The sequence below is a fragment of the Acinetobacter sp. AL9 genome (assembly GCF_041464035.1).
Lineage (GTDB): Bacteria > Pseudomonadota > Gammaproteobacteria > Pseudomonadales > Moraxellaceae > Acinetobacter > Acinetobacter towneri.
Genome location: NZ_JAYFSK010000096.1, coordinates 1 through 5,158 on the forward strand (window position 1 = coordinate 1; position 5,158 = coordinate 5,158).

The following is a 5,158-nucleotide window of genomic DNA, read 5'->3' on the forward strand; positions in this document are numbered from 1 at the left end:
TTTTTTTCGTCTGCGGAAAAGTGTACACCAATTTTACAACCTTGTTAAGTTATTCATTTTATTGCGAATTATTAAAAAAATGCACAACAAACAAAAATGTATGTTGCTGTTTTTAAAAGGTTTGAGTTTGGTTTTGCTGAACACACCAAGATTTTTGAAAAAAATCCTGGTGTGTTCAACCAGAAACTAAAACCATTTTATTTGCTTGCTTTTTGAATCGCTTTTTTCATGTATTCAATCATCTCCAATGGCTCTGCATTAGCTCTAAGTCCTGATTTAAGCCGTTGCACATACTTCAATTTTAAAGGGCGATAATAGGGTAAATATTTTTCGCCATATTTAGCCTTAAAAACCTTACGTTCCTTAGCCCATAATGTCCCGACCTGTTTACGCACACCTCTGAAACCAAGATAGCCCTCTAAAATTTTCAAATGCTTCTCAAAATATGCCTGTTTTTCTTCCTCAGATTTTTCAATGCACTGATTCCAACGATTAATCAGTACCTCACCCTGTTTCTGCACCTTGCTATAAGATTCAGATCCAATCCTCCAAGTCCAATCGGAAGCATTTTTTTCACGCCCCTCTAAATCGTCTTTGATTGAGCGCTTTTGAGTTAAACGTACAAGCTCATAATTTCCAAATTTAATTGGTGAATCAAAGACATAAGAAAATTTTTCAGCACCATCAATATACTTTTTAAGCGTACTATTCACTTGGTCAATTGGTATAAGACCGTCATAGATTTGAGGGGTATCAATATTGCAAAAAAGATAAAACTTCATTTCTAAATAACTCTCGGAATGATTTAAAAAATCAAAGTCTGAACGAGTAAATTTTTCAGGTTCATTTTTAGCAATTTCAATTAAATCTTTAGTGAAAGCATCATCACCAACAAGGTTCGGCTTGATGATTAAATCAAAAGTTGGATGCCCTTTTTTCTTTTGCTTAAAGCGTTCTTTTGGGGAAATTGTGAGTTGATAACGCTCAGTCCATTTCTCAACAAAGTTTATAAACTCCTCGTCATCATGAAATTCCATATCAAGCTCAGCAAAAAGAACACAATTCGATCTTGTTATTTCATCTTGTAGCTTTTGCATCGCAAGTGTAGAAAACATTGAAAAATAGATCATCACAGCATCCAAATAGCGGTTTTATGTTAAAAATAGCTTTTTTATTGGAATTTAACAATAGTGATTTAAGGTGATTAAATCTTAAATTATAGAATTTAACACCTTAAATTTTTTTAAAATTTTCTTATTTTTTACATGATGGAATTTAACAATTATGTAGTTCCTGCGATTTGACTACATGACTGTAATCTGATAGTTTTGATTTTAGATATTGCTGTTTTTATTAGGTCTGCCAAACCTTTGTTTTTTAGATATTTTTATCTGATTCTCAAGGGTTTAGCCAACCTTTCGAGAATCAGCATCTGCCGATTTATCATTACTGCCATTTTGATAAATTACATCGGTGTAGCTGCGTGCGTGGGAAACCTAGCTGGCGCGGCTGCAACGAGGGCTGAGGGGTGTGATTCCCCTTTTCTACTCATTCCATTCGATTTTTTTAGGTCGGGGGAGCTGTAGTTGGGCGACAAGGACACGGGAATCTAGGCGACTAGATCAACCCTGCCAATTTTGAGAGGTTGAGAGTTTTCAAGGATTGATAAACTCGTTAAGAAACCCTACGAGCTGTTAGCGATGACAGACGTATGGCCAACAGGTGGGCTTTTGCGGTTACGGTGACGTAACAGGGGTGCAAGTTGAAAGATGGCGTACTCGGTACTCAAACAGTGATTTGGTGAATTTGTCGTGACGACATTCCACATTGCTAAGTTGAGATCAATGGATAGCTCAAGCCTGTAATTGCGTGTCAGCCGTTGTTAACGGTCAAACTCGCATTTGGTAGTGAAAGTGCTTTACCTGCTTTGACGATTTGTAAACTGTATTAATGCCCCTAAATTCTTGGAACTACGGGGGGCGGAACATGGAACACAGAGCAAATTCAGCAGATAAGCGATCTACACGTTAAGACAAAATTGGATAACTTGGGACGCACTCAAGACCGTTTTGAGCATGGCATCTGGAAACAGTGCAGGCAACATGCAAGGTCGTGATTCGTGAGAATCTTTATGAGTGTTGGAGATCAGATTAGTAGATTCAGGTTGTTATTTAACTTGATATATCCGTTCGAGCGAATAAAAACGTAAGCGCTTCTTTTGGTAAAACAAAAGTTTAGATGAACGAAAGTCTGAGCCGATGGTGGTTGATGTGAAATATCTAAAACAGTGTTTTGCTTGGGATTGGCTTCCCTAACAGATTGGCTTCTGTAATGTAAAACACTGAAAAACAGCAAATTTAATTTTTCAAAGTTTGGCTACTAAGAAAAATTAGGCGTTGGCACGGCAATGGTGATGCACGTTAAAACATCAAAGGATTGGTAGCCCAAGCTAGCAGTTGGTGGATAACAACTAAAAACTGATTCCCAGTTTGAGCATTCTGTAAAAAAATGCTCGCCTTTTAGTTTTTTGGTAAAAAGAAATTAATGAATGGCTCTAAATGCTCACCATTTGCGTTTTAAGCGACTTTTTTGCTTAGATATAGAATCACCAATCCATCACTCTAAAAATTAAATCTAGCGCAAACTGTGCGTAAAATTAAAAAGGTTTAAACAAACATCTGCTGCAACAAACCTTTTTTCCACTGTTTGGCTTGTTCAATCTGCTGTGCCACGACATCAATCTTTTGGTCAATGGCTGACAAGAAGTTAGCGATTTTGGTTTGCTCTTCTAGGCAAGGGATTTGAAAGGTTACTTTTCGGATGGCATTACCAACGATTTGTGGCTGTGCTGAACCAGAAATAACATCTTTAAAACCTCTAAAACACAGAGCATAGTAAATATATAAAGTTAAATGTTCATTTTCATTAATTTCGTCAATAGACATTGCATTACCTGTGATATAGCTTTTAGCTTTTACTAAAGTAACTTCACCACATGTAGCTCCTCGACAAGTCACCGCAATTGTTTCATTGATATGGTTGTATTTAGGATAAAAACCAATATATCCATTAGCTCCAAAAACTGGATATCCTATTTCAGTAAGTTCACTTGATGAAATAGTTTTCCATTGTTGTGGTTTAGATATATCTCCCAAGAATACAGACTTCCACTCTCCAAACTCACTTCCATCATCAGCCTTGAAGCGAATCTGCTGATTAAACAGCTTCTGCATCATGCCTTGTTTGTATTGACTCAGCAGCTCATGTTTTTTGGTCAGTTGACTAATCTTTTCATCCACTGCGGAAAGAAAAGAAGCGATTTTGGTTTGTTCTTCTTTTGAAGGCAGTTTTAAAAGAACTTCACCCAATATTTTTTGGGAAATATTAGTTTGTGACTTTGCTAATCCTGAAGTTTTAGACTGCAACTGATTCTGACATTTTACTGAAGATAAACTAATGCCTAAAAATAGAGGATTGTTTTCTTCATTTGATTTCAAGCGAATTAATTTATCTGAAATCATCAGTTTTGAACGAACTGAATGAGGAACAACTGAAACAACCCCAACTCGTTCCGTAGGCCCTGCTCGTGTAACCAAAATATCCAAAGGTTTAACTTCTATTTCCTTTCGAGGAGTCAGCTCTAAAGGTAGTTTCTTATTAAAAGAAGAATTAAAGCCACTCCAATCAACTGAAGTCGTTTTTAAAACCCCCCATTCGCTTGAGTTAGCAGGGTAGCTTTCACATTGAGGACTCCAACCTGAATCAATTGAAGTAATACAATTTTTTAGTGTGACTTCCTTCCAATTCTCATCAAACTCTTTAAATCTTAATTTAGGAAACAACGTAAAACTCTCTTTAAATTATGAAACTTCGGATAAAGAAATTGATCATTCAGAAACAGCTAAAAATAGCCTAGGCTTAGATCGTGGAACATTCTTAAAATTGACCATATTGACACCCAAAATACCCCCTCTTCGAAGGGATATCTGATATAGCTTATTTGGTGCAACTTACAGAGTGCCATTTTTCTTTCTGTTGTAGTACGTCCTGCGTGATATTCCTATAGCTTCCCAAGGCTTCGTTGAACGCTCTGAATCAGCTTTAGCTCCACGTTTAGATTTTTGCCCACCTTTACGCCCTTTCTCAGCGTGCCATTGCTTTAAGCCTTGTTCACTAAATCTCTGCCATACCCACGTTGCTATGCTCTTTGCTGTGGCTTTAACTTCTGAATAAGGTAGTGCTTCGGGGAAACCTGCATTAATGTCCTTTAGGCGGTCTTTGACAGCGTTATGCCACAGTTGGAAAGGGGCATTTGCCTTTTTAAACTCTATAACAGCTTTATACGACCATGATGCGCCCTGCTGAAACATGGTGCAGTTACGCCCCAAGCCTTGCTCTTGCTCGCTTTTCCTAAGTGCTTTAACCACAACATAATCGGCAAGCTCATCGAGCAAGTACGATTTATCTGTGAAATACATCGTCCGCCAAGCGGGATTGTAGGGGTTTTTGGTCAGTTTTCGGCTGTACCCTGCATCAGCTTTGAGTTTTCGAGCCATAGCAGCCTGAATTTTTGCAGCGTACTGCATTGGCTTAATGCTTGCGATTTCCGTTGTGGGATAGGGAAATAATAAACGGTAGCATATATGTACATGCCCATTTTTCGGGTTCTGTGCTACCCAAAAAGGCTCAGGCAAGTTTTCTTCTCGCCAAGCAAGTGCAGATTCAGGGTAATCGAGATCAAAGACAAAGTAAGACACCAAACAAGGTTGGTTGAATTCAATGTATTTCTTTCTAATTGCTTCTGTTTTTTTCGTTCTGTATTGTCCATCCGCAAAATCATCTGTGCAGTGCGGATAGTACGCAAGATCGTTGAAAAACAGGTCTAGCTGTTTTTTTAGAGCCATGTTGTCCTTCAAAAAAATTTGAATTATTTGGCTCAACTAGGCTACAATTAGGGTTCAAGATAACTGTGCTCTAGTTGAGATTAATTTCTCAGCAAGTTGCCGAAGAAAAGCCCGATTGCAGTCGGGTTTTTTTTCGTCTGCGGAAAAGTGTACACCAATTTTACAACCTTGTTAAGTTATTCATTTTATTGCGAATTATTAAAAAAATGCACAACAAACAAAAATGTATGTTGCTGTTTTTAAAAGGTTTGAGT

At 37.6% G+C, this 5,158-nt stretch carries 2 protein-coding genes and 2 pseudogenes; all 4 read right to left on the minus strand.

Annotation, left to right across the window (positions count from 1 at the left end; all coding sequences use genetic code 11):
* Positions 1–197 precede the first annotated feature (197 nt).
* The 4 genes and pseudogenes from ACEO2X_RS13185 to ACEO2X_RS13200 all read right to left on the minus strand — a co-directional run bounded on the left by ACEO2X_RS13185 (position 198) and on the right by ACEO2X_RS13200 (position 4,904).
* The gene (locus ACEO2X_RS13185; protein WP_180048601.1) at positions 198–1,130 is read right to left on the minus strand and encodes a hypothetical protein; all 933 of its coding nucleotides are present in this window, start codon (positions 1,128–1,130) and stop codon (positions 198–200) included.
* A gap of 1,536 nt (positions 1,131–2,666) precedes the next feature.
* A pseudogene (locus ACEO2X_RS13190) lies at positions 2,667–3,338 on the minus strand (restriction endonuclease subunit S); the annotation flags it as partial.
* Positions 3,324–3,842 (minus strand): annotated as a pseudogene (locus ACEO2X_RS13195) (restriction endonuclease subunit S); the annotation flags it as partial. The pseudogenes ACEO2X_RS13190 and ACEO2X_RS13195, both read right to left, overlap by 15 nt.
* Positions 3,843–4,010: 168 nt before the next feature.
* On the minus strand, positions 4,011–4,904 hold the full coding sequence (locus tag ACEO2X_RS13200; RefSeq protein ID WP_180053127.1) for a replication initiation protein: 894 nt from the start codon (positions 4,902–4,904) through the stop codon (positions 4,011–4,013).
* Positions 4,905–5,158: the final 254 nt, after the last annotated feature.